General features: G+C 70.4%; 22 protein-coding genes. 10 read left to right on the top strand and 12 right to left on the bottom strand.

The genetic code is table 11. From position 1 onward, the window contains the following. Window positions 1–71: 71 nt before the first annotated feature. Window positions 72–1,262 (bottom strand): amidohydrolase family protein, encoded by a 1,191-nt coding sequence (locus tag ACIRD8_RS25570; RefSeq protein WP_403995885.1) that lies wholly within the window; start codon window positions 1,260–1,262, stop codon window positions 72–74. A 682-nt stretch (window positions 1,263–1,944) separates the two neighbouring features. Here ACIRD8_RS25570 and ACIRD8_RS25565 point away from each other — a divergent pair. Further along, complete coding sequence (locus ACIRD8_RS25565; protein WP_403995882.1) at window positions 1,945–3,258, top strand: MFS transporter; 1,314 nt, start codon at window positions 1,945–1,947, stop codon at window positions 3,256–3,258. A 19-nt stretch (window positions 3,259–3,277) separates the two neighbouring features. Here the strand turns inward: ACIRD8_RS25565 and ACIRD8_RS25560 are convergent, their stop codons facing one another. The 6 genes from ACIRD8_RS25560 to ACIRD8_RS25535 form a co-directional block, all read right to left on the bottom strand. Next, window positions 3,278–3,952 (bottom strand): GntR family transcriptional regulator, encoded by a 675-nt coding sequence (locus tag ACIRD8_RS25560; protein ID WP_403995879.1) that lies wholly within the window; start codon window positions 3,950–3,952, stop codon window positions 3,278–3,280. A gap of 176 nt (window positions 3,953–4,128) precedes the next feature. Continuing rightward, window positions 4,129–5,226: an amidohydrolase family protein gene (locus ACIRD8_RS25555; RefSeq protein ID WP_403995876.1), complete on the bottom strand. Its 1,098-nt coding sequence runs from the start codon at window positions 5,224–5,226 to the stop codon at window positions 4,129–4,131. A gap of 90 nt (window positions 5,227–5,316) precedes the next feature. After that, window positions 5,317–6,957, bottom strand: coding sequence for an FAD-dependent monooxygenase (locus tag ACIRD8_RS25550; protein WP_403995873.1), 1,641 nt, complete (start codon window positions 6,955–6,957; stop codon window positions 5,317–5,319). Continuing rightward, a complete protein-coding gene (locus tag ACIRD8_RS25545) occupies window positions 6,957–7,865 on the bottom strand; it encodes an alpha/beta hydrolase (protein ID WP_403995871.1) in 909 nt (302 codons plus the stop codon). The genes ACIRD8_RS25550 and ACIRD8_RS25545 overlap by 1 nt, the downstream gene beginning before the upstream one ends. Before the next feature lie 314 nt (window positions 7,866–8,179). Continuing rightward, a complete protein-coding gene (locus ACIRD8_RS25540) occupies window positions 8,180–9,640 on the bottom strand; it encodes an aldehyde dehydrogenase family protein (protein WP_403995868.1) in 1,461 nt (486 codons plus the stop codon). Between the two features lie 73 nt (window positions 9,641–9,713). Continuing rightward, on the bottom strand, window positions 9,714–10,673 hold the full coding sequence (locus ACIRD8_RS25535) for an amidohydrolase family protein (RefSeq protein WP_403995866.1): 960 nt from the start codon (window positions 10,671–10,673) through the stop codon (window positions 9,714–9,716). Window positions 10,674–10,779: 106 nt separating this feature from the next. Between ACIRD8_RS25535 and ACIRD8_RS25530 the strand changes: the two genes are divergently transcribed. Together ACIRD8_RS25530 and ACIRD8_RS25525 are read left to right on the top strand one after the other, a co-directional pair. Beyond that, window positions 10,780–12,399: a bifunctional 3-(3-hydroxy-phenyl)propionate/3-hydroxycinnamic acid hydroxylase gene (locus ACIRD8_RS25530; RefSeq protein WP_403995863.1), complete on the top strand. Its 1,620-nt coding sequence runs from the start codon at window positions 10,780–10,782 to the stop codon at window positions 12,397–12,399. Window positions 12,400–12,457: 58 nt separating this feature from the next. Beyond that, window positions 12,458–13,276 carry an IclR family transcriptional regulator gene (locus ACIRD8_RS25525; protein WP_403995860.1) on the top strand — a complete coding sequence of 273 codons (819 nt, stop codon included), beginning with the start codon at window positions 12,458–12,460 and terminating at the stop codon, window positions 13,274–13,276. A gap of 352 nt (window positions 13,277–13,628) precedes the next feature. Here ACIRD8_RS25525 and ACIRD8_RS25520 read toward each other — a convergent pair whose 3' ends face one another. Next, window positions 13,629–14,114 carry a DedA family protein gene (locus tag ACIRD8_RS25520; RefSeq protein ID WP_403995857.1) on the bottom strand — a complete coding sequence of 162 codons (486 nt, stop codon included), beginning with the start codon at window positions 14,112–14,114 and terminating at the stop codon, window positions 13,629–13,631. A 348-nt stretch (window positions 14,115–14,462) separates the two neighbouring features. Continuing rightward, the gene (locus ACIRD8_RS25515) at window positions 14,463–14,846 is read right to left on the bottom strand and encodes a hypothetical protein (RefSeq protein ID WP_403995854.1); all 384 of its coding nucleotides are present in this window, start codon (window positions 14,844–14,846) and stop codon (window positions 14,463–14,465) included. Window positions 14,847–14,909: 63 nt separating this feature from the next. Here ACIRD8_RS25515 and ACIRD8_RS25510 point away from each other — a divergent pair, with 63 nt between their 5' ends. Next, window positions 14,910–15,467, top strand: coding sequence for a TetR/AcrR family transcriptional regulator (locus ACIRD8_RS25510; RefSeq protein WP_403995851.1), 558 nt, complete (start codon window positions 14,910–14,912; stop codon window positions 15,465–15,467). 177 nt (window positions 15,468–15,644) lie between these two features. On the opposite strand, the gene ACIRD8_RS25505 is transcribed toward ACIRD8_RS25510, so the two are convergent. Both ACIRD8_RS25505 and ACIRD8_RS25500 read right to left on the bottom strand, forming a co-directional pair. Further along, the gene (locus ACIRD8_RS25505; RefSeq protein ID WP_403995848.1) at window positions 15,645–17,675 is read right to left on the bottom strand and encodes a glycoside hydrolase family 3 N-terminal domain-containing protein; all 2,031 of its coding nucleotides are present in this window, start codon (window positions 17,673–17,675) and stop codon (window positions 15,645–15,647) included. 155 nt (window positions 17,676–17,830) lie between these two features. After that, on the bottom strand, window positions 17,831–18,811 hold the full coding sequence (locus ACIRD8_RS25500; protein ID WP_403995845.1) for a LacI family DNA-binding transcriptional regulator: 981 nt from the start codon (window positions 18,809–18,811) through the stop codon (window positions 17,831–17,833). A 366-nt stretch (window positions 18,812–19,177) separates the two neighbouring features. Here ACIRD8_RS25500 and ACIRD8_RS25495 point away from each other — a divergent pair, with 366 nt between their 5' ends. The 3 genes from ACIRD8_RS25495 (at window position 19,178) to ACIRD8_RS25485 (ending at window position 23,082) form a co-directional block, all read left to right on the top strand. Continuing rightward, window positions 19,178–19,636, top strand: a complete 459-nt coding sequence (locus ACIRD8_RS25495; RefSeq protein ID WP_403995842.1) for a hypothetical protein — start codon at window positions 19,178–19,180, stop codon at window positions 19,634–19,636. Further along, window positions 19,623–21,515, top strand: a complete 1,893-nt coding sequence (locus ACIRD8_RS25490; protein ID WP_403995839.1) for a PQQ-binding-like beta-propeller repeat protein — start codon at window positions 19,623–19,625, stop codon at window positions 21,513–21,515. The genes ACIRD8_RS25495 and ACIRD8_RS25490 overlap by 14 nt, the downstream gene beginning before the upstream one ends. A 163-nt stretch (window positions 21,516–21,678) precedes the next feature. Further along, window positions 21,679–23,082, top strand: a complete 1,404-nt coding sequence (locus ACIRD8_RS25485; protein WP_403995836.1) for a purine-cytosine permease family protein — start codon at window positions 21,679–21,681, stop codon at window positions 23,080–23,082. A gap of 66 nt (window positions 23,083–23,148) precedes the next feature. Here ACIRD8_RS25485 and ACIRD8_RS25480 read toward each other — a convergent pair whose 3' ends face one another. Next, window positions 23,149–24,414, bottom strand: a complete 1,266-nt coding sequence (locus ACIRD8_RS25480) for a PucR family transcriptional regulator (RefSeq protein ID WP_403995833.1) — start codon at window positions 24,412–24,414, stop codon at window positions 23,149–23,151. A gap of 95 nt (window positions 24,415–24,509) precedes the next feature. Here ACIRD8_RS25480 and ACIRD8_RS25475 point away from each other — a divergent pair, with 95 nt between their 5' ends. The 3 genes from ACIRD8_RS25475 to ACIRD8_RS25465 all read left to right on the top strand — a co-directional run bounded on the left by ACIRD8_RS25475 (window position 24,510) and on the right by ACIRD8_RS25465 (window position 26,935). Further along, window positions 24,510–24,995, top strand: a complete 486-nt coding sequence (locus tag ACIRD8_RS25475; RefSeq protein WP_403995830.1) for a nucleoside deaminase — start codon at window positions 24,510–24,512, stop codon at window positions 24,993–24,995. Continuing rightward, complete coding sequence (locus tag ACIRD8_RS25470; RefSeq protein ID WP_403995827.1) at window positions 24,988–26,001, top strand: isopenicillin N synthase family dioxygenase; 1,014 nt, start codon at window positions 24,988–24,990, stop codon at window positions 25,999–26,001. The genes ACIRD8_RS25475 and ACIRD8_RS25470 overlap by 8 nt, the downstream gene beginning before the upstream one ends. A gap of 181 nt (window positions 26,002–26,182) precedes the next feature. After that, entirely contained in the window at window positions 26,183–26,935 is a 753-nt protein-coding gene (locus tag ACIRD8_RS25465) for an esterase/lipase family protein (RefSeq protein ID WP_403995824.1), read from the top strand. The last annotated feature ends 27 nt before the right edge of the window (window positions 26,936–26,962 follow it).

Raw genomic sequence — 26,962 nt, 5'->3', positions numbered from 1 at the left:
GTTCGACGCCGGCCCCGTACGGCACGCGGTCGGTCCCTAGGGCGTGCCGTACGCGGTGGTCCGGGAGCTGGTCAGGTTGCGGGGGAGTACTCCACGCCACCGACCCAGACGCGCCGGATGGCCCGGGTCGCGGTGATGTCGGCGAGCGGGTCGCCGTCGACGAGGAGGAGGTCGGCGCGGTATCCGGGGCGGATGGCGCCGCGGTCCCGCAGTCCGAAGGACTCGGCGGGCAGGCTGGTGGCCGCCCGCAGCGCCTCACGGGTGGTGAGACCCGCCCGGACCAGCAGCTCCAGTTCATGGTGGAGGCTGGTGCCGAACGGTGGCTGCACCGGTATCCCCGGTGCGGTGTTGGCGTCCGTGCCCACCAGGATCCGTGCGCCGGCGCGGCGCAGTGCGGCGACGCTGCCCTCGGCGGCCGCATAGTCCATGCCGGGTATCCCGAGCCCGGCGAATCCCTCCATCATGGTCAGGGTGGGTACGGCGACGGTGCCCGTGGCGACGTACCGTGCCGCCACTTCGGCGGGCAGGGCGCTGTCGAGGGGTACGTGGTGGATCATGTCGACGTCCGCGTCCAGTGCGCGTTCCGCCATGGCCGTGGTGGTCGCGTGGGCCATGACGAGTCTGCCGGAGGAGTGCGCCGCCGTTGTCACGGCCTTGACGGTCTCCGGACTCAGCCCTGGTTCGTCAACGATGATCTTGATGTAGTCGGACCCTTCGGCGATCCGGGCGCGTACGAACCGGGAGGCCTGGTCCGGGCCGGTCAGGACCGCGTCCGCCGGGAAGGTGGGCAGCTGGCTCTGTGGGCTCCCGGGCGCGACCGCCGGAGTGCCCGCACTGCGGATGTCGGGCAGGCCGGACAGTCTGCGCAGCGAGTTGACGACCGAGGGCGGGAAGCAGGCCATGTCCAGACCGGTGGTCACGCCGGAACCGGCCAGTTGGTGCAGGGTGTTGACGTCCCGCAGGTGGATGTGGGAGTCGATCAGTCCCGGTAGCAGCACCGCGCCCGCACAGTCGATGCGGCGTGCGCCGAGGGCGCTGATCCCGATCCGTCCGTTGTCGACGACCACGGTGCGCGGCGCGGTCACCTGGTCCCCGTCGAAGACCCGGACATCGGTCAACGCGACCTTGTCGCCGAGGCGGGCGGTGTGTTCCCGCGCATGCGCGGCGGCAGGCGTCGCCAGCGCCTGCACCCCTGCGACGGCGATTCCGGCCGCTGCGGCCGTCTTGAGGAAGTCACGCCGGTTCGTGTCGTTGAGGCACATCGTTGTAGGCCTTTCTGCCGGGCGGGTGCGGAAAGTGCGGCGTTCGTGTCTCCGGCTCAGGAGCGGCGACGGTGATCGGCCGTCTGCGCGGCGTTCCGAGGAAGCGGGACTGCCGGCCGTGCCGGCCCGGGTGTTCCGGGTGCGGACGGGCAGTCCGATGGCGGGGCCGGTGCCAGGAGGACGGACCGACCGTAGCCGCTATATGTGATAACAGCAACCCTAGGCGCAGCCCTGCGGCCCCAGCCCTTTTGACCACAGCCGGATATGCCTGGTGCGAGGACAACGTTCGCAGTAGGTCCGGCACAGGCATTGACACGCGCACATGATGGGCTCCAGCATCACTGCCAGTTCCCTGCGGCGTGACAACGACGGGACCAGGCGACCCGCCCCACCCGTGCCCGCGCAGCAGTACGTCCGTGACGCCCGGCGACGCGTCCCGGCGACGTAACGCCCCGGGTGGCGCCCGTCTGTTGGCCACCGGGTGCGCCCTCCCGAGCCGAATTCCCCGCCGCGGCACCCCGTGCCCACGGTGGGGCGGCATCATCCACGGACGAACGCGCCGACCCCGGCCCCGCCGAGCGCGGCGGCGGGCAGCCCCGCGATCGCCCCGATCCTCTGTCACGCCTTATCCGGCATCGCCGTGGCCTTCCCACTCGTGCAGTCCCTCATGAGGAGTACGGACATGAACTCCACTCCCGGCACACCCGCGACCGCGGCCCGCACCGGTCCAGCGGTCGCCCTCGGGCTCGTCATCCTGTGCATCGAGGGGTACGACCTCTTCATCCTGGGTGCGGTCGGCCCTTCCCTGCTGTCCCACCCCGACTGGGACGTCACCAAGTCGACGCTGGGACTGCTGGGCAGTCTCACCGCGCTCGGCATGCCCCTGGGCTCCATCGCCGCCGGCTGGGCCGGTGACCTCTACGGCCGCCGCCTCCCCATGGTCATCAGCCTGGCCTGGCTCTCCGTGAGCATGCTGCTGAGCGCCGTGGCCCCCGACCTCACCCTCTTCGCAGCGACCCGGTTCCTCACCGGCATGGGTATCGGTGCCCTGATCCCCCTCGTCACCGCGTACGTCAGCGAAGCGGCCACACCCGCTCGCCACTCCCTCCAGGTGGGCACCGCCACGACGGGACTGGCCATCGGAGGAATCCTCACCGGAGTCGTGGGTCGGACCCTGCTACCGGAGTGGGACTTCCGTACGCTTTTCCTCTTCGGGGCGATTCCCCTGGCGCTGATCCCCGTGGTGTGGCGTCTGGTCCCCGCCGTCGTGCGGGACCGGACAGCGCGGGCTCCACTCGACGAGGCCGAGGCCGACACTGCGGCCGAGGCCATCCCGTCCGCAGGCGAGCCGCACGACTCCGCCAACCGGCTCCGTCAACTGCTCGCCCCGCAGTACCGCCGCTCCACCCTGCTGTTCTGGGCGGCCACGTTCGCCGGGCTCGTCATCGTCTACGGTGCCAGCACCTGGCTGCCCACGCTGATGGTCGACTCCGGGTACGACCTCGGCTCCTCGCTCGAGTTCTCCATCGCCTTCAACGTCGGCGCCGTCATCGGTACCATCGGCGCAGCCCTGGTCGCCGACCGCGGACTGCTGAAGGCCGCCACGATCGTCAGCTTCCTCCTCGCCGCCGTCGCCATGATCACCCTGAGCACGCCACAGCCGCGCCCGTTGCTCCTCGTCGCCTCCGCCGTCGCCGGTTTCGGGGCCCTCGGTACCCAGGCACTCGTCAACATCTACGTGGCGCACGCCCACCCTGCGCGTCTGCGTGGCACCGCGCTGGGATTCAGTCTCGGTGTGGGGCGTGTGGGCGCCATTGCCGGCCCCAGCTATCTGGCCGCCGTCACCGTACTGATCAGTTCGTCCAAGGCCGGCTTCTACGCCTTCGTCGTCCCGGCACTCCTCGGCGCGGTGCTGATCGGGCTACTGAGGCCGGGCAGGCGTCCGTCCGCCGCCGCACCGTCCGCCGCGCCCTCCGAGGCGCCCCTCGTCCAGTGACCGAGAGGTCTGTACGCGTTCAGGACAGGGCCGAGAAGGCGATCTTCTCGTTGCGTGCGAGGTGCTGCTCGACGGCCGCAGCCACCGTCGCGGGGTCGCGGGTGCGGAAGGCCGCCAGGAGGTCCGTGTGAGCCCTGCCCCGGCGCTCGTGCTCGGCGGGATCCGGGTCGAGCTGACCGAAGCCGATGCGGATGTAGCGTTCCCCCGCGCGCCAGAGAGTGGTGAGAACGCGGATGTCCCAGACGGTCGCGGCCGGGGCCAGGAGCGCGAGGTGGAAGGCGTGGTGGTCGTCGTAGATGTCTGCCATGCCGTGCTCGCGGGCTCCGAACTCCGCGGCCCGGGACTCCAGCAGGTCCAGCTCATCGTCCGTCAGCAGGCCGCACGAACGCCGGGCGATCTCCGGCTCCAGGGCGCGCCGCAGTCGGTAGATCCCGTGCAGGTCGTCGAGGTCGAGCGGGGCGATGACGGCACTGCGGCCGGGCCGCATGATGACCAGGCCCTCGCTCTCCAGACTGCGCAGCGCCTCGCGGATGGGGATGAAGCTGATGTCGAGCATTCCGGCCAGCTCGCGCAGCGAGTACTCCGCACCCGGGGCCAGATCACCGGTCAGGATGGCGCGCCGCAGTTCCTCGGTGGCCTGCTCCACCACGGACCGTGACGTGATGGGCTGCAGGGCCCCTCGGGGTGTCGCCACGGTGTATCCCTTGCCTCGGCCGTCCGGTAGTGGATATCAACTATAGCGACGACCTGGGGAAGAGCTGCGCGCATGACAAGAGCGGCGCAGCCACCGCGGCCGATGCGCCGACGGCGCCCCGCACTGTGGTCGGCGGCACAGTGCGGGGCGCCGGGGCGGTCTCGGCAGCAGGGTGGTCACAGCTTCAGGATGCGTTCGGCGTTGCGGTGGGCGATCTTCTTGCGGTGGCCGGCCGACAGGTTCGCGTCGCGCAGGAACCCGACGGCCTGTTCGCTCTTCTCGAAGGGGTAGTCGATGGCGAAGAGCACGTTGTCGATGCCCACCGCCTTGATGGCCGCCTGGAGCATCGTGTCGTCCATGACGCCCGAGGTGGTGATCGCGATGTTGTCGACGAGGTACTGGGAAGGCTTCTTCTTCAGCGGCACACGGGTGTTGATGTTCCGGATCTGCACATCCAGGCGGGGCATCTGGAAGGGCAGGAACTCGCCCATGTGGCCCACGATGAGCCTGGCTCCCGGGAAGTCGTCGAAGACGCCGCCGAGGATGACCCGCAGGGCGTGGCCACCGGTCTCGGCAGCCCAGCTGTAGAGGGGGCCGACCAGCTCCGGTCGGTCCTTCAGGAGGCCCCAGTCACCGGCGGGGGCCGGAGTGGGGTGGAGGTAGAGGGCGGCGCCCAGTTCCTCCAGCGCGGCCCACACCGGGCGGAACTGCGGCTCGTCCAGGTAGTGGCCGTTGGTGTGGCCGTTGACGAGGAACCCGGCCATCTTGAGGTCCCGTACGGCGCGTCGGGCCTCCCGCACGGCCGCCTGGGGGTCCTGGAGGGGCAGCGAGGCGAGGCCGCCGAAGCGGGTGGGGTGCGCGTCGATGATCCCGGCCAGCGCGTCATTGGCGACCTGCGCGTCCCGTACGGCGATGGACGCGTCGGGCTGCATCTGAACACCGGGCGGGGTGAGCGAGAGCACCTGCATGGTGACGCCGTTCGCGTCCATGTCGGCGAGCCGGTAGTCGGTGATGTCCGGAAGCCGCTTGAACCACTCGGCGGTGACCTCGGGCTTGAAGGGAATCGCCCCGTTCAGTGCCGTGCCCTGGGTGATGAGACCCGGCAGCATGACGGCTTCCTCGATGGCGACGATCTTCAGCCGGCCGCGCGGGCCGGGCCTGCCGCCGTGCGCCTGGGCCGGGCCGGGGGTCATCAGGGTGGAGGCGCCGGCGAGTGCGGCAGTACCCGCCGCGGTGTTCAGGACCTGACGTCTCGTCCATCGGTGAGCGCTCATGTGTGCTGTTTCCTCTCGGTACAGGGTGTTCTTCGGCGGGGAAGCCTGAGGCATCGGGGGTGCCTGCACGGCACGTTCGTCCGCAGAGGTTCAGGAACTGCGAGGTGCCGCCGTTGCGCCCGGCCGCGCGCGGCCGCTCAGGGTGTCGACGAGGGCGAGGACGTCCTCGGGAGCTTCGTCGCCCAGCCAGCCGACCACCTGGTCCGGGCGGACCAGGGCGAGGCGGGCGCCCAGCAGCTTGGCGTAGCCGGCGGGAACCGACTCCGGCAGATGCACCACGGTGAGCGGCACACCCCGCAGGCGTGCGGCCTCCTCGATGGCCGCCTCCGAGGTGCCGTGTCCGAGGGTGAGCAGCGTCAGGTGGTCACCGAGCAGGTCGTAGAGGGAACGGCCGTCATCGACGAACACATGGGGCAGCCGGGCGCCCGCCCATGTCGTGCTCTCCCGTCCCTCCGGCTCCGCGGGGACGATCGGTGAGGTGGCGATACGGAGTCCGAGGACCAGGTCGAGCGAGTGGAACTCCGCCGTCTTCGTCTCCTGGATCCGCGCGCCCGCGGCCCACCGGGCCCGGGCGCCCGCCTCGCCGTCCTCGTCGAGGTTGTCGGCGAGCAACTCGGTGGAGAGCACCCGCATGTTGGCGGTCGCCTCGCGGATGATGCGCTCCTGGACCGGACGGCGCTCGCTCTCGTAGCTGTCGAGGACGTCCGCCCCACCCCAGCCGGCGAGCACGGCCGCCAGTTTCCAGCCCAGGTCGACCGCGTCCCCGATGCCGGTGTTGAGCCCGTGGCCCCCGAACGGCGGGTTGAGGTGCGCGGCGTCACCGGCGAGGAACACCCTGCCGTGGCGCATGCGGTCGACGATCTGCATCCGGGCGGTCCACGGGTCGGTGGACCGCACCTCGGCCCGCACCGGCCTGCCCGCCACGGCGTCGATGATGTGCTGGGCCTCGCGCTCTCCGGCCGCCCGGTCCACGCCGAACGCGATCGCCCACCAGGCGTTCGTCCGGTCCAACGGCCCGACCAGAGCCGGGGCGGCCGGGTTGACGATCCAGTACTGCACGGCCGGCCCGTGCCGCACGTGGTCCCACAGGCCGGGACTCTCGAAGACCATGCCGAAGTTCGGGCGCAGGGCCTCCCCGCCCACGTAGCGGGAGCCGATCCGGTCCCGCACGACACTGCGCGGGCCGTCGCACCCGATCACGTAATCGGCAGTGACGACGCTCCGGTCCCCGGCGCCGTCCTCGACGGTCACGGTCACCAGGTCGTCGTCCTGGCTCACGCCGACGACCTTCGAGCCGAGCACGAGCCGGCCCGGGGCGAGTTCCTCGACCGCCTCGCGGAGCACCTCCTCCAGGATGTACTGCGGCGCCTGCTGGCCGACTTCGGGGAAGCGGTCGCCCTCCGGAGCGAGCCCCAGGACGCCGGTGAAACGGGACAGTTCCCTCCCGGTCAGCGAGGTGCAGAAGACCACGTCCTGGGACCAGGAGGTGGGCAGCGGGGCGCGCGCCCGCAGCCGCTCGGCCAGGCCCCAGCGGCGCAGATGCTCCATCGTGCGTACGTTGAGCGTCTTGCAGCGGGGGCGAGCCCTGGAGACGGTGGCGCGCGGCTCGACGACCAGGCAGTCGACACCGCGCCGGCCGAGTTCCACGGCGGCCGCCAGACCGACCGGCCCGCCACCGGCGATGAGGACCTGGACGTGCTGCGGGAGGTGCGTGTGGTCGACGGAGGGCATCAGTGCTCGTTCTCGGCTCGCTGCTGCGCCGTGGCCCAGTGCGCACACTCCTCGGCGAACGCGAGCTGCCGCAGGTGCAGCGCGTGGCCGAGCGTGTGGTGGTCGATGCAGTGACCCGCGCCACGGGCGACGCTCGCGTCGACGAAGGGAGCGGCCGTGAACATCGCGGCGAACCGGGCCACGTTCTCCTGGCCGCTGCTCCACAGGGCGTCGAACTCGGCGAGCGCATTGTGCACGGGAACGCGGACCCGGGGTGCGACGGTGGGCAGATACTCCTTGGGCCATGCCGGAGCCTGGACCAACTCCCGTACCGGCACCGGCGCGTAGGAGCTGTGAGCCTGTCGTACTCCCTCGGCCCGGTAGGTGTGCGGCGGCCCGAACATCACCTTGTCCCGCTCCTCGTACGGCAGATCCACGGTCTCGTCCGGGGGCAGGGAACCGAGAGCCTCGGCCGCTCCGCCGTCCGGGATGACGGCCCCCATGCCGGTCGCCGAGACACCGACGAGGGGGAGGCCGTGAGCCGAGGCGGCGATCATCAGCGCGATCATGCCCCCGATCGAATGGCCGACGAGGAACACGCTGTCGGCCGCGAGGCGCGTGGCCGCCTGCTCCAGAGCGGCACCGAGCAACTCCGCGTGCCGCGTGAACGTGTTGGCGTCCGGTTCGAGAGGAGTGCTGCCGCCGTAACCAGGGCGGTCGAAGGCCACGACCGGGTAACCGTGTGCGGTGGCGACGTCGAGGAAGGACCCCTCCGTGGCGCCGGCGACGTCGAAGTAGTGAGACGTGTACGTGCCGCCGTGGAGGGCGGCGATCAGGGGTTTTCCGGTGGGTTCGGCGGGACCGGCGGTGAGCGCCGTGATCTTGTGTCCGTCGACCTCGAAGGTCAGAAGGTCGCGCTGCTTGGCCATATGTGGCCTCCTGCCAGGAGTGGATTCCAGCGTGCCGCGCGGAGCGGGACTGCGGCGCGGCGAACGACAACGCACAACTCGCCGGGGAGCCGGTTGCCCCCGGACCCGTGGCGCCGCGATTCGGGCGCCACGGGGTCCTGCGAGCCTAGGAGTTATATGTGATAACAGCAAGGGGTGAGGTGCCTCGCGAGACGGTGAGCGGAACCGCTCGGGATGTCGCTTACCGAGGGGGCGGTGCTGGACGGGTCCGCCGTCGGCCACGATCGTCCGGCCGGTGACGGATGCGTAGTTGTCGCTACCTGCCGCGTCGTCCGTCAGCCGTGGTGAGGCGTGTAGTCCTGGGTGATCTGCTTGTACTCCAGGAAGTCCTCCACGGATGCCAGGCCCCCCAGCCGGCCCACGCCGCTGGACTTGAAGCCGCCCTCCTCGAACTCGACGGTCAGGTTCGCCCAGCTGTTGACGGAGATGAGACCCGCATCGAGCTGCCGCGCCACGCGCAGGGGCCGGTCGGCGTCCCGGCTCCAGACGCAAGCGCTGAGGCCGTACTCGGTGTCGTTGGCGAGGGCGACGGCCTCCGCCTCGGTGTCGAAGACCTGGACCGTCTGCACCGGACCGAACGTCTCCTCCTGAACGATCGGGAGGGAGGAGTCGGGGACCGCGAGCAGGGTGGGGTGGTAGAACGCGCCGCCCGCCAGTTCGGGGCGGGTGCTCGGACCGCCGCGGACGATCGGCTTGGCGCCGGCCGCGATCGCCGCCTCCACGGCGGCGTCGACCCGGGCGACCGACGCCTTGTCGATCAGGGGGCCGATCTGGCTGGCCGGGTCGGCGGCCGGACCGGGGCGCACGCTCTCCAGGCGCCGGGCCAGAGCCGAGGTGAACTCGTCGGCGATCTCCCGCTGGACGAGGACCCTGCTGCCGGTCATGCAGAACTGTCCGGCGAACACGGTGCACGACTGGACGGCGGTGTCGAGCGCCGCATCCAGGTCGGCGTCGGCGAAGACGAGGTGCGGCGTCTTGCCGCCCAGCTCGAGCCCCACCCGCTTGAAGTGGGCCGCCGCCCCCTGGGCCACGAGTCGCCCGGTGGCGGTGCTGCCGGTGAAGCTGATCACGGGGACCAGGGGAGACTCGACCAGCAGGCGCGCGACGTCCGAGCCGGACTCGACGACGACGTTCACCACGCCCTTCGGCAGCTCGGGAACGGAGGCGAGGATCTCACTCATGAGCGCTGCGGTCCGGGCCGCCTGCCCAGGCATCTTCACCACCGCCGTGCAGCCCGCCGCGAGGGCCGGGGCGAGCGCGCGGATACAGAGGTATGCGGGGGAGTTCCACGGCACCACGATCCCGGCGACACCCACGGGCTGCCGGATGGACATGGCCTGACGGCCCGGGTGGGTGTCGGTGACCCGGCCGTGCGGCTGCAGGGCCAGCCCCGCCGCGAAACGCAGCGCGCGCAGGATGAAGTGCGCCTCGAAGCCCGCCTCGTGCCGGAGCTTGCCGTTCTCCAGGCACAGGGTGCCGATCACCTCGTCCATGCGCGCGTCGTACGCGTCGGCGAGATGGCTCAGAGCCGTGGCCCGCAGCATCGGGTCCTGGCGCCAGGTGCCCTCCGTGAAGGCGCGTGTCGCCGCGGCGACGGCATTCTGCCCCTCCTCGGCGCCGGCCTCCGCGTACGTACCGATCACTTCACCCGTGGCCGGATCCACACTGTCGGAGGTTCGGGCGGAACCGACCCATTCGCCGTCGATCCAGTGCCGTGCGATGTTGTCTCGGGTCATGTCGGCAACTCCTTGCTCGAGAGGGAGATGGGTGCGTGCGTGGTGACACGCGCCCCGGGATGCATGCCGGTCCCTAGAGACCGAGCAGCCGTTCCGCGTTGAGGTGGGCGATCTTCGCCCGGTCGGCCTCGCTGATGGGGGCCGTCTCCAGGAAGGCGGTGGCCGCCGCCATCTCCTCGAACGGGTAGTCGGTGCCGAAGAGGATGTGGTCCGAGCCCAGGGCGAGCAGCGCGCACAGCAGTGGAGGGGCCGAGCAGACGCCACTGGTCGTGATGTAGAGGTTGTGCCGTACGTACTCCGACGGGTTTCCCCGGGCGAGTTCGATCCCGTGGTGGTTGTGGTAGTCCCAGCGTGAGTCCAGCCGCCACAGCACGTAGGGCAGGCCCTCGCCCATGTGGCCCAGCAGCACCTTGGCCTCGGGGAAGTCGTCGAAGACGCCGCCGAACACCAGACGCAGGAAGTGGGTGGCGGTCTCCGATCCCCAGCTCCACATCGGTCCGACGAGTTCGGGATGACCCTCGATGACATGGGGGGTGCCGACGCCGTTGGCGGGGTGCAGGTAGAGCGGTACGCCGAGTCCCTCGGCCCGTTCCCACACCACGCGCAGCTGCGGGTCGTCGAGATAGCGGCCCTGGGTGTGCGCGTTCACCAGGGCTCCATGCATGCCCAGTTCGGACACGGCGCGCTCCAGCTCCTTCGCCGCCGCCTGCGGGTCCTGCAACGGCAGCGCGGCGAATCCGGCGAAGCGGTCGGGATGGTCCGCCACCACGCCTGCGAGCAGGTCGTTCACCGCCGTCGCCTGGGCTATCGCGGTCGCGGAGTCCTTCTCGGCCTGGATACCGGGGGAGTTGAGGGACAGCACCTGCATGTCCAGCCCCACCGCGTCCATCTCGGCCAGACGCTCACCGGTGATGTCGAGCAGTCGCCGGGACGCCTCCCGCCACTTCTCCGGCTGGAGGATCGAGGCCGATGAGGCGCCGTGGCCCACCAGCTCCGGTGTGACGAAGTGTTCCTCAAGGCCGATGGTGCGCATCGCGATCCCTCTCGATTTCACTTATATGCATTGACTTCATCGATGGTGAAACGTACGTTCCGTCGGTGTCAACCCTTTGGAAGGTCCGAGAAAGTGGAGGTGCCCGATGACGGGTACGGATGACGCCGCCGGTGGTCCGGTCGCGAACGGGACCACGGTGGACGTGGCCGTGGTGGGTTACGGGCCCGTGGGGATGGTCACCGCCGCCCTGCTGGCACAGGCGGGCCACCGGGTCCTGGTCCTCGAGCGGTACGCGGGCCTGTACAACCTGCCTCGGGCGGCCAGCTTCGACGACGAGACCATGCGCACGCTCGCCCGCCTCGGTGTGGCGGAGGATCTGCTGCCCAAGCTGCGCGTGCAGCCCACCTACGAGTGGCGCAACGGCCGCGGGGACCTGCTGATAGAGCAGCACTTCGCCGAAGCCGGACGCAGCGGCTGGGCGGAGTGGAACATGATGTACCAGCCGGACCTCGAAGAGGCGCTCGACGCGGTGTGCCGGTCGATGCCGCAGGTGGAAGTGCGGCACTCCAGCGACGTCGTCGGGCTGGATCAGAGCGCGGAGGCCGTGACTCTCACTGTCGACGGCCCCGAGGGACGCCGGACGCTCACGGCGCGCTACGTCCTGGGCTGCGACGGGGGCAACAGCTTCGTGCGGTCGGCGCTCGGTGTGGGGCTGTTCGACTACGGCTTCTCCGAGCCGTGGATGGTGTGCGACTTCCGCTTCCGTCGCCCGACGCAGGTCCCGCCGGCCTTGCAGCTCGGCGACCCGCAGAGTCCGACCTCGATCATCTCGCTCGGTCCCGCGCACCACCGGTTCAGCTTCATGCTCGACTCGGTGGACGCCTTCGAGACCGAGCGCGATCCGCAGCGAGTCTGGAAACGGGTCGCGTCCCACCTCACTCCCGAGGACGCCGACCTCATCCGCGTCGCCACGTACACCTTCCGGTCACTCATCGCGGATCACTGGCGTCGAGGCCGCGTCCTGCTCGCGGGCGACGCGGCACACCAGATGCCCCCGTTCCTCGGGCAGGGCATGTGCTCGGGCTTCCGCGACGCGCAGAACCTCGCCTTCAAGCTGGACCTCGTCCTGCGCGGAACGGCACCGGACGCCATCCTCGACACCTACCAGACCGAGCGCGAGCCACATGTGCGCGCGGTGACCGAGAAGGGCATCGAACTCGGCCATCTCCAGACCCTGCGGGACCCGGAGCGTGCCGCGGAGCGCGACCGAACGCTGCTGGCCCGCCGCGCGAAATCAGGGGCGCCCGAGGCCGTGCGCCTGCCGAACCTCGTCGACGGACTGTTCGCACGGGAACCGGACGCCGGACGCGGGCAGCTGTCGGTCCAGGGCGTGGTGGACGACGGCACGCGCCGCAACCGACTGGACCAGGTCGTGGGCGGCGGCTTCCACCTGCTCCTCGAAGAGGGGCTGCTCAACTCCCTGGAACGCTCCGGCTTGCTCGACGACCTGGCCCGGGCGGGCGTGCGCGTCATCGTCCCAGGGGAACGGGCCGCCGCCCACCCGAAGGCGGCCGTCGTCCACGACGTACACGGCACCTATCACGACTGGTTCGCCGAACTGGGCTGCTCGGCCGTCGTCATCCGCCCCGACTTCTACGTCTTCGGTTCAGCGAGCGGCCCCGAGGCGCTGACCCGCCTCGCCGGTGAACTGCTGAGCGCGGTGTACGACGGAACGGCCGCACGCGCGGTGCGGGCGGACGCCTGATGTCCCGTTCCCGCCGCCCCGGGACGACGGTGCCGAGCCGGTCACTATGATCGGTGCCGTGAGAAACCAGCCTTCCTCCGAGTCCGGTACCAGCGAGGAATCGCCGGCACGGCAGGGCATCCAGTCCGTCGAACTGGCGATGACGGTCCTGCAGGCCCTCGAAGAGGGGCGGGGCCCCATGAGCCTGACGCAGACAGCCGCGGCCACCGGCATGCAGCCGAGCAAGGTCCACCGCTATCTCGTGAGTCTCGCCCGCGTCGGTCTGGTCGCCCAGTCACCCAGCTCCGGGCGCTACGACATGGGGCCGGCCATGCGGCGGCTCGGCGTCGAGTCGCTGCGCAGGATGGACGAGGTGGCGCTGGTGAGCGAGCACCTGCCGGGGCTGCGGGACAGCACTTCGCACGCGGTCAACCTGGCCGTGTGGGGGGACCACGGTCCCGTCGTCGTGCGCTGGGAGTACGGCGCGCATGCGCTGCCGATCACGGTCCGGGTCGGCGCCACCATGCCGCTGTTGACCTCCGCGATGGGCGGAGCGTTCCTCGCCCACCTGCCCGAGCAGCTCACCGAACCGGTGCTGCGGGGGCAGTTGGAGACGGAGACGCTGGACGCGGCCACCCGTGACCGGGTCGACCGGATCAAGGCCGAGGTGCTGCGCGACGGTGTGGCCACCACCGTCGGCGGCGTCATTCCCGGCGTCACCTCGCTGGCGGCCCCCGTGTTCACCGCGGGTGAGTCCTTCCCGCTCGTCGTCACCCTGGTGATGCCGGCGCGCGGCGTCACCGAGCAGGACGTGGCCCGGTTCTCGGCGGAACTGCTGCGCTCGACCCGGGCCATGTCCGAGGTGCTGGGTCACTCCACGGACCAGAACCGGTCGTAGGCGCCCGAGTTCCGGACGTCAGAAGCGTCGACCCCCGCTAACACGGACTTCTTGTCCACTCCGAAATGAGTAGCAGGCGGCGGCCATCGCTTACGAAGGGACGAACGTTGACCATGAGCAGGTGGTGACCACCCTGAAGATGACCCCCGTGTTCGAGGCCGTGTCCATCCCCCTCGTGCAGCAGTTCGTCGACGACGATCAGCGCCTGGTGCCCAACGACGTCATGACCACATCCGCCAAGGCGATGCTCGACGAACTGGTGCGCGTCACCGAGGCCCTGCGTCCGCTGCGCGCCCCGCCACATCGTGACGACCGGCCCGACGCCTGGCGGTCGACACCCGCAGCCGCGGGTTCACCCTTCGCCGGCCCCGGTGTCACCGGAGGACGGGACCGCCCTTCTTCTGCGGTACACCACCACCCCGCACACCGCGAGGAGGAGGAGGACGGCCGCGGCGGATCCACCGAGGGCCGTTCGCTCGGCGAAGAGTCTCACCAGCACTTCGAGCACGCCGATCCCCGCTGTCGCGTAGATCAGCGCCCAGGCCGCTCCGCCCACGAACAGGGCAGGGAGGTAGCGCGGCAACGGCATGCGCATGCTCCCCGCGAGAAAGTTGGCGGCGGTCTGGAAACCGACAGTCAGGAAGGAGACGGCCACCACCGGCGCGCCCCACCGCTGGATCGCCTGCTCGGCACGCCGGAACCTCGCCGAGGTGATCCTCCCGGCGAACCTGCTGCGTCGGGCACCGGCGCCGGCGAGCCACCCGATGGCGAAGGTCCCTCCGGCGCGAAGCAGGACGATGACGTACAGGACTCCGGCCGCGAGCGCGATCTTATCCACGATGCCTCGTCCCGGACGCCAGGCCGAAACCTGCACCCTCCGTCACCCGCGTGAGCGTTCCCGGCCCGCCGGACGCACGACGCGCACGATCCTGGTCACCGTCTCCCACCTGCGCCCTGCCTCTGCCTGTTCGCCCACTGGGTTCCCACCCGCGGCACCGGAACCCGCACGCCCGGCAACCTTGCCAGGCAAGGTCAGCCTAACCGAACGCGCATACGGCGGATGTAGGGCACCTGGTTACCAGGGGACGACAGACGCGGTCGGTCAGTCCGGTCGGCTCGCCGGCAGGCGTGGGCGTCTCGCTCCGGCCGACCGTCGGTCTCGTCGCCCCAACACGTCGGGCCCGGGTCACCGGCTCCGCGCCCAGGCGCGTGCCGCCTCCGCGTCCTGGGTGGCCGTTGTCGGACAGCCCCAGAGTGTGTCGCTGCTGTGGATGGCCTTGGCCCGTTCCTCCAGGATGTCGGCCGGTGCCACGAACGCGAGGCCGCGGCAGTGGGCCGCCAGGCCGGGGCGGAGTTCCTTGAGGGTGCGGATGCGGTCGGTGGCGGGGGCGCCGGTGGGGCGTTCTTCCGGTGCGGGCATCACGAGGACGGCGACGAAGGGGGCGGCACGTTCGGTGAGGGTGCGCAGTTCGCGCAGGATCAGTTCCTGGGCCTCGGGTGTGGGCAGTCCGGCCGCGTCGATCTCGTGAACCGCTGTCTCGTGCGTCTCCGGCGTCTCTCGTGTGTCCATGGGGCGAGTGTAGGGGTATTAGTGACCAATGGTCACTAATATGGCTGACATAGCCTGGCCGCGATGACCACGAAGGTGAAGAACACGACCGGAAACCGGCCCGGGCGGCCCGCGCGTCTCAGTCGCGAGCTGATCGTCGAGGCCGCGCTGAGGGGTGACGTGGAGACGCTCACCATGCGGAAGCTGGCGTCCCGTCTCGGGGTGTCGCACTCGTCGCTGTACCGGTGGGTGCCCGATCGGGACGGCGTGCTCGATCTGGTGAGCGAGGTCATGGTCGAGCGGCTGCTGCCGGAGGGGGAGCCGGGGCCCGGCGACTGGCGGGAGTGGCTGGCGCGGCTCGCGTGTTCGATGCGGGACGAGTTCCTGGCCGTACCCGGGTACGCCGCGCATGTCGCCCGCCCACACCGGCACCACCCGGAGTCGTTCGGGCGACTGCGGGAGCGGGTCGTCGCGGCGTTCCGGGCGGCCGGTGCGGGGGAGGCGGACGCCGAGCTGAGCTGGCAGGTGTTCGGGTTCGGGGTGGTGCGGTGGCTGGGGGCGGCCGGGAGCGAGCCCGAGGAGCCGCCGTTCGAGGTGTTTCTCGATACCTTGCTGCGTGGGCTTCCGGTCAGGTCCGGTTAGTGCCTGTCGGGCGGGTCGGGGCGCATCCGGGTGGCCCGCGCTGTTCTGTGCCGGTGTGCGTGCCGGACCCGCGGCCGCGACACCGGTAGCGGGGAGGGCCGTTGCCATACGCGCCGAGGGTTTTGCCGGCGGCTGGACGGGCTGCCGGAGCGGGCACTCCGGCAGCCCGTCGGGCGATCACTTGTAGCGCAGACCGAAGCCGTAAGCGTAGGTGTCGCCCGTCGCGTTCTCGTAGGAGTAGTCGTAGCCCTCGTCGTAACTGGGCACGTCCGACGCGTTCCGCTCCACGGCCTCCTTGTCCGCCGGGAGTGCGAACGGCAGTTTGCCGGTCGGGTTGTACCGTCCCCGGATCACGTCCAGGGCAGCCTCGGGCGAGGTGTTGAAGGTGGAAATGACAGCGTCGGCACCCGGCTCGATCTCGTCGAGCAGCCACGGGTTGGTCGTGTTTACGTTGAGGACGACGGTCTCGACCTTCTTCTGCACGGCCAGGATGCGCTCGGAGTCGATGCCGGTGTCGGAGTCCTTCTTCAGCTCGATGGACGGACCGTCGTCCACCGTGTCGTCCTCGCTCCAGGACAGGCTCGGTGCCACGTAGAGGTAGGCGTGGGTGGCCTCCTCCGGGGTCTCGGCCAGGGTGACCGACGGATCGGTCCTGCTGATCAGTTCACGCAATGCCGTCGTCTGCGTCGCGGAGTCCTCGTCCCCCTCCTGGAAGACCTCCACGTAGAGCTTGACGCCTCCGACGCGCTCGTCGGTGAGCGGGAGCACCTTTCGGCCGTCCCCGGCCCCGTCGTTGCGCAGCAGCACCACCGACTTGCGGTGCGCCACATCCGCCCTGGCCTGCGACTTCGGGTCGTCCGCGATCCGCTGCGCGCGATCCGGGGCGGTGTAGGGGTCCTCGAACAGGCCGAGGTCGAACATCTCGGTGAGCAGATAGGTCACCGACCGGTCGATCTTCCTCTCCTTCACGAGGCCGGTCCTGATGGACTCCAGCAGCGGGGCCACATCGGTGCCGCCGGAGAAGATGTTCGTACCGGCGTCGATAGCCTTGGCGTACTGCTCGGCCTCGGTGAGGGTATCGACGCCCCAGGCCCGATCGCCGATGATGCCGGTGTCGGAGTTGATGTAGCCGTCGAAATCCATCTTCTCGCGTACCAGGTCCTGCAGGATCGGCTTGTTGAAGGCGAAGCCGACCTCCTCGAACTGCTGATCCTCGGTGTACCAGAGCCGCTTCGGCAGTTGGACGGCGCTCCCGTCGTTCTCCGGCCGGGCGTAGTACGGCATGACCGAGCTGGTGCCGGCGTCGATCGCGGCCTGCATGGGCGGCAGATGGTATTTCTCCAGGCTGCCCTTGGTGGGGTACTCGTTGGTCTGGCCCCACGCGTGGTGCGGGTCCTTGCCCTCGACCCGGGGACCGCCGCCGGGGGCGTGCTTGGTGGTCTGCGCGACGCTGTCGGGGCCGAGTTTCTCGCCCTGGAAGCCCTTCACCACCGCGCTGATCATGTCCGCAGCGAGCTTTGGACTCTCGCCGAACGTGCCGTCGGTCCGCGTCCAGCGCGGCTCGGTGGCGATGTCGGCCATGTACATATAGCCCTTCTGGATGCCGACGGCACGCCACTCCTTGGCGGCGATCTCCGCGAACTCCTCGACGAGTCGGGGGTCACGGGTGGCAGCGAGCCCCAGCTCTCCCGGCCAGGTGGACAGTTGCCCACCGGCCTCGGCGTGGCCGAGGGTGCGGTTGGGGTTCACATGGTTTCGGGGGTTGGAGGTCATCACGACCGGGATGCCGAGCCGCGACGCCTCTCCGAGCTCCTGGATCTCGTTGTTGCGCTCCGCGAGGTCCTTCGGTTCGGGGTCGTCGCGGACGATGAAGTAGCGCAGGTGGTCCTCGGTGAGCGCGGGGCGGCTCGAGGTGTTGTCGAAGGAGGAGATGAGCATCATCCCCGCCTTCTCCTCCGTGGTCATCCGCTCGACCAGATCCCGGGCCCGGATTTTCGTCGGTAGACGCCAGTTCTCGTAGGGGTCCACGCGGCCGTTGTCGTTGAGGTCGCGGAATTCGGCGCCGCCCCGGACGATCACGTCCTTGAGCCGGCTCTCGACGGAGGGCGACTTCCCGCCCTGTGGGGCGGACCCGGCGGCGGCCGTGGCGTGGGGCACCATCGTCAGCGGGGCGACGGCGGCGAGGGTCAGGGCCAATCGTCGGGCCACTCGGGCATTTCGGGCATGCGAAGGCAAACGCATTGCTGAACTCCCTCTGCTGGAACGGGTTCCTGTCACGACCGCGGCCCTTCCGCTCGCGCGCTATCGCGTGGTGCCGTGCCGCCGTGCGGGCCGACTGCGGTCCGGTGGCGGTCCGGTGGGGCTTACGCGGCCGTCCTGCCGCCCGTGACGACGCCGGTGCTGTCACGCACCACGAGATGAACGGGCAGTTCGCCGCGGTGGGCCGACGACTGCTCGGGGGTCCGCAGGCGTTCGAGCATCAGGTCGACCGCGGCGCGCCCTACCGCCTGCGCCGGGACCTGGACAGTCGTCAGGGCGGGGTGGGCCATGCCGGCCATGGGGATGCCGTCGATACCCACGACGCTCAGATCCTCGGGAATGCGGATCCCGCGGCTGTGGAGCCGTGCCAACAGGCCAAGGGCCATCGTGTCGTTGTACGCGATCGCGGCAGTGGCCCCGGAGGCGACCACCAGGTCGGCCGCGGCCACACCGCCTTCGCAGTACGGCGGGAACTGCCCCACCTCCATGAGCTCCAGCCCGCGCTGCTCGGTCGCCGCGCGCAGGCCCGCAGCGCGCAGGCGGTTCGACAGGGAGGCGGCCGGGCCACCGACCCAAGCCAGTCGGCGGTGCCCGAGCGCCGCCAGGTGCTCGACGATCTGCCGCATCCCGTCGGCATTGTCCACGGTGATCGCCGGCATCCCCTCCACCCTGCGGAACACCGTGACCAGTTCGGTCTCGCCGGCCAGCTGCAACTGCTGCTCGTCGTCGGTCCGGGGGGCGCACAGGATGACCCCGTCGACCTGCTTGGCCAGGGCGCGGACCAGGTCCCCCTCGGCGGCCGCGTTCTCATCGGTGTCGGCGATGAAGACGGCGTAATCCGTCTCGCGGCAGCGAGCCTGGATCGCCTTGATCACGCTGGGAAAGATCGGGTTGAGCAGGTCGGGTACGACCAGCCCTATGTTGCCCGTACGGCCGGTGATCAGGCCGCGTGCGGCCCGGTTGGGCGCGTAGCCGAGGCGGGCGGCGACGGTACGCACATGCTCCCGAGTCGCCGGGGTGACGAGCTCCGACATGCTCAGAGCGCGTGACACGGTGGCCGGCGAGACTCCTGCGGCCTTCGCCACATCTCGGATCGTTGTTGGCACTTCACCCTCCGATCTTCGTGGTAGGGAGTGTGAAATCCTTTGTAGAGCCGCGTCAACAGAAATGTCACGGAAACTTTCAGCGGGCTCAATGGGGCAAGTGACATCGCAGGTCAGGGGAGTGCAGGGAAATTTTCGGAACAAATCCGAAGCTTTGAAATGCTTTTCATCGCGTTTCATTTGCTTCATTTTGTTTCATCGTCAGGAAGCCGTCAGGAAGCCGTCAGGGTCCGGCCCGTCCGGGGCAGAGCACCGTCCCCGAAGTCAGCGCGAGTGCCGACGGGCGGAGCCGATCTGGCGTCTGCTCGGGCGCTGGTCCTACCCTGGGCCCCCACACTGGTTCTGTAGTTGTCGGGGGTCGACTTGCGCATCCGGATCGCGAGCACGAGTAGCAGCCGGGACGGGAACGAAACGGCGGAGTTGACCGAGGCGTTCGCGGATTGGCTCGCTCAGGACCGCAGCGTGGGCCCGTACATGGAGATCCGGAAGCTCCGAACCGCCTCCGGCGAGGGCGCCATGTCCGGGGATCTGGCGGACTGGCTCAGCCTCGTCGTGTCCTCCGGGTTCTCCACGGCAGCACTGCTGTACTCACACCAGGCCTACCGTGCTTCGCTGTTGCCCAGACTTCGCCGCGAGGCGCGACTTGTCGTCGAGCACGAGGGCACGCGCGTCATCATCGAATCGGGCACCCCTGAGGACGCAGCCCTGATCGCCCGCATGCTCGCGACATCGGAGGCCGGCAGCGAGGAGCCCCCTCCCTCCGCGGACGGTCCGGCGGCCCACGACCGGCCTGATGACGATTCCTGATCCGGCGGCAAGCAGGGCGGTCCTGATCGGGGTCGACACCTACACGCATCCCGACTTGGCAGCGCTGCCCGCGGCGGGCGCCGCCGCGAGGCGGCTGGCCGCGCTGTTCCTCGACACCGAGGTCTGGGGTCTGCCGGCGCATCACGTCACAGTGCTCGGTGCGGACGCTTCCAGCTCCGCGATCCTCGGAGCGGTCCGCGACGCTGCCAGGAACGTGACCGACACCCTGGTGGTGTACTTCTCCGGGCACGGGCTACGCGATCGCGACGAACGCCTCTACCTGGCCCTCGCGGACGCCGACGCGGACCATCCGCAGATCGGTACGCTGCCCTACCGGAACCTCCGCGACGTGGTGCGGCGGGCCGGGCACCGTGCCCGATACCGGCTGACCCTCTTGGACTGCTGCTACAGCGGCCTCGCCGGCTCCATGGCCGGTGCTGATGCTCCGACGCGCGCCGACCTCGCCCAGGCCCTGGACGAACAGCGCACCACGGGGAACGACGAAGCAGACGACTACGGGGACGTGGTCCTTACCTCCGCACCGCCCACGCGGCGCTCCTTCGTCCTGCCGGGCGCCACCTACCCGGAGTTCACAGGCGAACTCATCGATGTCATCCATCACGGAATCCCAGGAGCTGGGCCGTCGATCAGCGTGGACAACGCCTGGCGTAAGGTCCGCGCACGGCTTCGCGAACGAGGAAGCCCTGAACCCCAGCAGTTCGCCCAGAACGCCGTCGCCCGACGTCTTCGGCTGCGCAACCGCGCCGCCGGACCGAGAGACGGCATGCGCTCCTGGCGTGTCGCCCTCACGAGCCCGGTCACATCCATGACGGCAGCTGACGGGTTGATGTACCTCAGCACCCAACAGCGTGTGTACGCGCTGGACGCCGCCACCGGAGCGCCACGCTGGGCCCACGAAGCCGCCAGCGGTGACAGTCTGACGGTGGTCGACGAAGTGCTCTACTTAGCCACCCGAAGCGGCGTACGGGCGCTGGACGCCGCCACCGGAGCGCCACGCTGGGCGTACGAGAGCGGCCGAGCCTCCTACAGGGTGCGGGTGGCCGACGGAACGGTGTACGGCAGTGAGGGTGAAAGGGCGTACGCGCTGGATGCCGCCACGGGTACACCACGCTGGGAGCAGGACGCCGGCCGAGGGGAGGTGGCAGGCGTCGCGGAGGGGTTGGTGCACCTCGTCAGACCTGGGAGCCTGTGCGCCCTGGATGCCGCTACCGGGGCGCAACGCTGGAAGCACGAGACCGGCCCGTACTTCGGGCTGGTCACGGTGGCCGAGGGAATGGTGTACGACAGAAGCACCGATGGGGATGTGCTTGCGCTGGAGGCCGCGACCGGAACACCGCGCTGGACCCACAGGACCGGCTGGGGCTGGGGACGGGTGCGGGCCGCCGACGGAATGGTGTATCTCAGCACCGTGCGCGACACACGGGCATTGGACGCCGCCACCGGAGCACTGGTCTGGGCGTACGAGAACGACGGGAAGCCCAGTCCGCTGACGGTGAGCGACGGGATGGTGCTCACCGGCAGAGACGGTGTGCAGGCGTTGGACGCCGGCACCGGAACACGTCTTTGGACATACGGCAGCGACTGGGATTTCGAGGGTGCGACCGTCACCGGGGGAGTGGTCTACGGCCTCAGCCGGGAGCAGGCGTGGGCACTGGATGCCGAGTCCGGAACAATGCTCTGGACGTACGGAAGGCAACGCTGGTCGATGGACACTCCCGACACCTACTCGGAGTACGTGGTGAGGGTGGCAGGCGGGATGCTGTACCTCAGGAGCGAAGAACACGTGTACGCGCTGGACGCCGCCACCGGCGCAGGTCCGAAGCACACCCGGTACGACGTCCAGTTGCCGGAGGTGTGACAACTTCTCCCGTTGGTCCGCGATGGCCAGGACGACGGTCCTGCTCCTCGGGCCACTCGCCCGCCGGAAGTCCCGTTCCCAGTACAAGCTGTACGTCTTCCCGCCTCGCGGAGCGGACAGTGCGCCCCTGTGCCGGGTGCTCCCGGCCGCCGACACTTCGGGGATGACGACCCTCACCGCCGATTCCACCGGCGTACCCGAACCCGCTTACGGGGACCGAGTCATCGCCGTCGAGACGGCCGGTGCCGACCCCATCCCGGCCGCCGAACGGCACGGCAGGGCACGGGGCCTGCTGTGGACCTGGGCCTCTCCCAACATCGAGTTCGCCACCGTGTACATCGGCGTGATCTCGGTCCTCTTCTTCGGCCTGAACTTCTGGCAGGCCGCCGCGGCGCTGGTGCTCGGCACCGCGTTCGGAGCGGTCTCCCACGGCATCCTCAGCATGGACGGGCCGCGGTTCGGCGTCCCGCAGATGGTGGTCGGACGGCGAGCCTTCGGCCACCGGGGCAACGCGCTGCCCTCCGCGATGACGGCGCTCATCACCGGCGTCGGCTGGTTCGCCGTGAACAGCGTGAGCGCCGCGTTCGCCCTGAACACGCTGACCGGTCTACGGCCGCTGCCGTCGCTGCTGCTGGTGGTGGCCTGCGAGATACTCGTGGGCTTCATCGGCCACGACTTCGTGCACGCCTTCGAGCGGTACGCGCTGCCCGTGCTGGCCGTGGTCTTCCTGCTCGCGGGCGTCTGGACGTTCCGCGAGGCCGACCTCGGGGCGCCCGCCGCCGGTGGCATCGGCGGTTTCCTGCTGGCGTTCAGCGCCGCCTGGGGGTACGCGGCCGGCTGGAACCCGAACGCTTCGGACTACTCGCGCTACCTGCCGGCCGGGACCTCCCGCTGGAAGACCGCGCTCTACCCGGCGCTCGGGCTCTTCCTGTCGGTGTCGGCCGTCGCACTCATCGGCGCCGCCTCGGCCACCGTCGTCACCGACGGCGCCGACACCCCGACCGCCGCCTTCACCGGCCACCTCCCGGGGTGGCTGGGCAACCTGGTCCTGGTAGCCGTCATCCTGGGCGCGGTCTCGGCCAACGCGATCAACATCTACTCGTCGTCGATGTCCGTCACCGCGCTGGGCCTGAAGCTTCCCCGGTGGCTGAACCGTGCCACGCTGGTCGTCGTCACCGGGGCCGCGGGCACTCTCGCCGCATGGGCGTCACTCTCCGACGCGGGTGCCGCGTACGAGGCGTTCCTGCTGGTCATCGCCTACTGGGTGGCGCCCTGGCTCGGCGTCATGATGGCCGAGCGGTGGCTCACCCGGAAGCTTTCCGACGCCCGGGTGTTCCGCTCGCTGACCGACGCCTCCGACCCCGAAGTCGACGACTGGAGGGGGCTCGTCGCCCTGCTGGCCGGGTTCGTGGTGTCCGTCGCGCTCTTCTCCAACCAGGAGAAGTACGTGGGCTGGGCCGCCGAGCAGTGGCCCTCCCTCGGGGACATCACCTGCGTGGCCGGATTCCTGCTGAGCGCCGGCATCCACCTCGTCCTGCGGCGGCGACGGGCGGCGGCGTCCGACTGAAGCGGGTCCGCACGGCACTGCGGGAGGGGCGCACCTTTCGTGCCCCGGGCCGGGGTCGGAATCGCCTCAGGCGACCGTCCGCAGCGCGCGGACGGCGGGGCGCCGGCCACGGACCACCCGGTGCGCGCAGGTGGCGGCGAGGAGTTCGCCCAGCAGTTCCGGGTCGCCCGTCTCGAGGCCGAGCAGCGACTCGATGCGTTCCAGGCGCTGGTAGAGCGACTGGCGGCCGATGTGCAGCAGGGCCGCGGTGCGGGTCGGGGAACAGCCGTGCCGCAGATGCACCTCCAGTGTGCGGACCAGGTCGCTGGGGTGCGCGGCCTCCCATTCCAGCAGCGGTCCCAGGGCCTGCTGTACGAGTCGGGCGAGCCGGTCCCGGTTGGCGTCCACACCGCCTCGGGTCAACTCCCGCTCCAGGGCCAGCGCGCGGGACGAGGTGACCCGGGGGCGGTCGCCGGGCACGGGTTCGGGCGGTGGCACGGTGAGGGCCAGTTCGAGCGTCGTGCGGGCGGCCCGGACCGTGTCGCTCCAGCGCAGCCAGCCTCCGTCGGCGGGCACCGGGTGCCCCACGGCCACTGTCGTCCCGGGCTCCGCCGTGCCGGCGAACGCCTCCTGCACCGCTCCGACCGCGTCGCGCGGGACGCCGGGCCGGGCGGCGGGGAGGGCCAGCAGGGCGAGGACGTCCCCGGGGAACTCCGCCTGGAGCGCGGCACAGCGGCCCTCCGCGCCCAGGAGCGCCAGGGCGCGGCCCACCGCGCCGGGGCCGCCGGTGATCGACACCCCGACCAGGCGGGACCCGGGTGCCGGGTGGAAGTCGGAGAGCGCGGCCCTGGCATCCACCTCGGGCTGGTTGAGTGCCCGGGATTCGGCCAGATCGGCGAGGAGGGCCGCCGCGTGGTCGGCGCTGTCGACGTGCACGGCGCGTTCGGTCAGACCGCGCGTGATGATGGCGCGGTTGGCCGCCTCGGTGACGCGTACGAAGGGCACCATCCGGCGAAGCGCGACGAGCGGCAGCCGGACGGCCGCGGCCTCCTCGACCATCTCGTCGGGCATCCGAGGCAGCGCCCTGCCCACCTCGACGGCCAGCCCGACGGCTCCCCTGTGGACGAGTTCCCGGACGTAGAGCCGCAGATCGGGGCCGCTTACGCCGACCAGCATCCGCCCATCGGTGATCATCAGCTCCCCGCCGTCCAGGAAGTGCGCGCCTTCGTATACCTCGCTGGAGTGCACCCAGCGCACGGGCACGTCGAGGCCCTGGCGGTGGGCGAGCACCTCGGGCGCGGCGTCCCGCACCACGTCGAGCTTCAGAATCTCACGCAGGGTCAGCGCGGGCACAGGGCGTCCTCCCGACAAATCGTCCGGCCATCGGCTGTTCGGAGAGTACTTTCCGCACGTTGCCCCGTTGTTTCGGCGGCAGCAGAGTGGGAGCCATGGATCGCGAGGAGAACATCGCAGGTGGCGGGCTCGCCCCCGCACAGGCACGCCGTTGGCTTGCCACCGCCGTCGAGGAGGCCAGGACCGGTCTCGGCGAGGGCGGCATCCCGATCGGGGCCGCGCTGTACGGCCCCGACGGGCGGTTGCTGGGGCGCGGTCGCAACCGGCGGGTGCAGCACGACGACCCCTCGGCGCACGGCGAGACGGACGCCTTCCGCAGCGCGGGCCGGCAGCGCTCGTACCGGGGCACCACGATGGTGACCACGCTGTCACCGTGCTGGTACTGCTCCGGGCTCGTCCGCCAGTTCGGGATCTCCCGGGTGGTGATCGGCGAGGCCACCACCTTTCACGGGGGGCACGCGTGGCTGGCCGAGCACGGCGTCGAGATCGTGCTGCTCGACGATCCGGAGTGCGTGGCGATGATGCGCGACTTCATCCAGGAACGGCCGGAACTATGGAACGAGGACATCGGCGATGAGTGACACCTCCCCTGCGGCATCCCCCGCGACCGGCACCGCCACGGCGGCGGCGCCGCGCGTGCCGACCATCGACCTGGGCCCGTGGCTGTCCGGCGATCCGGACGCGCGTGCGGAGATCGCGGCGACCGTCGACCGGGCCCTGCGGACCGCCGGCTTCCTGCTGGTCACCGGGCACGGCGTGGCACCGGAGCTGCGCGGACGCATCCGCGCCGCGGCCCGCGACTTCTTCCGCCGTCCGGTCGAGGACAAGCAGCCGTACTCGGTGAAGGTCGGCGGCCGGGGCTGGCTCGGACCGGGCGCAGAGGCGAACGGCTACTCGGAGGGCACGCAGACCCCGCCGGATCTCAAGGAGTCGCTGACGTTCGCCTCCGAGGACCCGACGGGCGACCCGGACGTGGACGCCGAGTGGTTCCGGCCCAACGTCTGGCCGGCCGAGGCGCCCGAGCTCAAGGAGCTGTCGCAGGAGTACCTGACGGCGATGCGGACGCTCTCGGACCAGCTGCTGGAGCTGCTGGCGACGGCCCTCGACGAGCCGGCGGACTTCTTCACCCGGCACACGACCCACCCGACGTGGGGCTTCAACGTCAACTGGTATCCAGGCACCGAGGTCACCGGCGAGCCGGAGGAGGGACAGTTCCGGATCGGCCCGCACACCGACTTCGGCACGGTCACGGTGCTGGACCGGCAGGCCGGCAAGGGCGGTCTCCAGGTCTTCACGGACGAGGGGGGCTGGGAGGACGCGCCGTTCGACCCCGACGCCTTCACCATCAACATCGGTGACCTGATGGCACGTTGGACCGGTGACCGCTGGTGTTCAGGACGCCACCGGGTGCTTCCCCCGCCGGCCGACGCGCCCGCCGAGGAACTGATGTCCCTGGTCTACTTCTACGAGTGCGACCCCGGCACCACGGTGGCCCCGCTGCCCGCCCCGAAGGGCGAGGTGGCGTACGAGCCGGTCGACTCGCACGTCTACCTGCGCGCCAAGCTCGACGCCATCACGGTCGACTGACCGGCCCGCCCCGGAACGTAGCGGTAAGAGCTCCGGGCTGACCGGATCGACCACCACCCGTGACGGGACCGTGGAGCGCCCCGCGTCATCGGCGAACGCCGGTGATTTCACCGATGGCGCCGGAGCCGCGCCCCTCGACTCTTGTCGGGTCAGGCACCCGCATCCCCGTCAGGAGTGCTCCATGCGTCGTCGTTCCCCCCGCCGGCTTCTCGGCGTCCTCGCCGCCGTCACGGTCGCGTTCACCCTGTTCTCCTCGGCACCGACGGCCGGTGCGGCCCCGGCCGCGGCCACCGCAGCCACCGCGGCCGCACCGGCGGCCCGCGCCGCGGCCGCTCAGCCGCTGTCGACCAGCACACCGGTCGTCTTCGTCCACGGCTACACCGGCAACGCCTCCAACTGGGTCACCGCCATGAGCGTCTTCCAGCTCAACGGCTGGTCCAGCTCCAAGCTCTTCGCGTACGAGTACAACTCCTACGGGAACAACGTCACCAACGCCCAGGGGCTCGCCTCGTTCGTCAACGACGTCAAGTCCCGGACCGGCGCGAGCAAGGTCGCGATCGTCAATCACTCGATGGGCGGCCTCGTCAGCCAGTACTACCTGAAGGTGCTGGGCGGCAACACCAGCGTCAGCCACCTCGCATCGATCGCGGGCGCGAACCACGGGACCACGTACGCCGGCGCCTGTCTGATCTACACGACCTGCCAGCAGATGTACCCGGGCTCCTCGTTCATCTCGCAGATCACCGCGGGTGACGAAACGCCGGGCGACACCAAGTACGCCACCTGGTACTCGGCCTGTGACGGCATCATCCTGCCGTACACCAGCACCCGGCTCAGCGGCGCGACGAACAACAACGTGGTCTGCCAGACCCACATCGGGTATCTGGCGGACACGATCGTGCTGGGTCAGATCGCGCGCTTCGTCGCATCCTGACCTCCCGCACGGCGGACTGCACACACG

Origin of the sequence: Streptomyces sp. NPDC102451 (assembly GCF_044765485.1) — a bacterium.
Taxonomy (GTDB): Bacteria; Actinomycetota; Actinomycetes; order Streptomycetales; family Streptomycetaceae; genus Streptomyces.
This window is presented reverse-complemented; position numbering and strand designations above follow the sequence as displayed.

Bases quoted from the DNA above. Each gene is read 5' to 3' on its own strand.
- ACIRD8_RS25490 (WP_403995839.1), top strand. From the start codon at position 19,623: ATGACGATTCCTGATCCGGCGGCAAGCAGGGCGGTCCTGATCGGGGTC.
- ACIRD8_RS25515 (WP_403995854.1), bottom strand. From the start codon at position 14,846: ATGGACACACGAGAGACGCCGGAGACGCACGAGACAGCGGTTCACGAG.
- ACIRD8_RS25555 (WP_403995876.1), bottom strand. From the start codon at position 5,226: ATGAGCGCTCACCGATGGACGAGACGTCAGGTCCTGAACACCGCGGCG.
- ACIRD8_RS25540 (WP_403995868.1), bottom strand. From the start codon at position 9,640: ATGACCCGAGACAACATCGCACGGCACTGGATCGACGGCGAATGGGTC.
- ACIRD8_RS25475 (WP_403995830.1), top strand. From the start codon at position 24,510: ATGGATCGCGAGGAGAACATCGCAGGTGGCGGGCTCGCCCCCGCACAG.
- ACIRD8_RS25510 (WP_403995851.1), top strand. From the start codon at position 14,910: ATGACCACGAAGGTGAAGAACACGACCGGAAACCGGCCCGGGCGGCCC.
- ACIRD8_RS25535 (WP_403995866.1), bottom strand. From the start codon at position 10,673: ATGCGCACCATCGGCCTTGAGGAACACTTCGTCACACCGGAGCTGGTG.
- ACIRD8_RS25565 (WP_403995882.1), top strand. From the start codon at position 1,945: ATGAACTCCACTCCCGGCACACCCGCGACCGCGGCCCGCACCGGTCCA.
- ACIRD8_RS25485 (WP_403995836.1), top strand. From the start codon at position 21,679: ATGACGACCCTCACCGCCGATTCCACCGGCGTACCCGAACCCGCTTAC.
- ACIRD8_RS25530 (WP_403995863.1), top strand. From the start codon at position 10,780: ATGACGGGTACGGATGACGCCGCCGGTGGTCCGGTCGCGAACGGGACC.
- ACIRD8_RS25550 (WP_403995873.1), bottom strand. From the start codon at position 6,957: ATGCCCTCCGTCGACCACACGCACCTCCCGCAGCACGTCCAGGTCCTC.
- ACIRD8_RS25465 (WP_403995824.1), top strand. From the start codon at position 26,183: ATGCGTCGTCGTTCCCCCCGCCGGCTTCTCGGCGTCCTCGCCGCCGTC.
- ACIRD8_RS25545 (WP_403995871.1), bottom strand. From the start codon at position 7,865: ATGGCCAAGCAGCGCGACCTTCTGACCTTCGAGGTCGACGGACACAAG.
- ACIRD8_RS25470 (WP_403995827.1), top strand. From the start codon at position 24,988: ATGAGTGACACCTCCCCTGCGGCATCCCCCGCGACCGGCACCGCCACG.
- ACIRD8_RS25570 (WP_403995885.1), bottom strand. From the start codon at position 1,262: ATGTGCCTCAACGACACGAACCGGCGTGACTTCCTCAAGACGGCCGCA.